At 72.0% G+C, this 232-nt stretch carries 1 pseudogene; it reads right to left on the bottom strand.

Annotation, left to right across the window (positions count from 1 at the left end):
• Positions 1-232, bottom strand: a pseudogene (locus tag ACR9ZK_RS23725) (LLM class flavin-dependent oxidoreductase); the annotation flags it as partial.

Below are 232 nucleotides of genomic sequence, written 5' to 3'. Positions count from 1 at the left end.
CATCCTCGGGCCGGCGACCCGCCGCACGCGCGGCGTCGTGGATCTTCGCCCGGTACGCGCGGATGCTGGATTCGTCCAGGGGTGCGAGGGCGAGCTGGATGTCGGAGTTGTGGCCCGCGAAGCCCAGTCCGCGTCCCGAGCCGCCGGGGGAGACGATGACGGGTTCGCCGTCCGTGAACGGCACGAAGTTCAGCGGACCGTCGAAGGCGAAGTGCTCGCCCCGGTGGCGGAC

It is taken from the genome of Monashia sp. HAY1-5C, assembly GCF_056755255.1.
The sequence above is the reverse complement of the archived record's forward strand: the minus strand, read 5'-3'. Positions and strand labels throughout refer to the sequence as shown.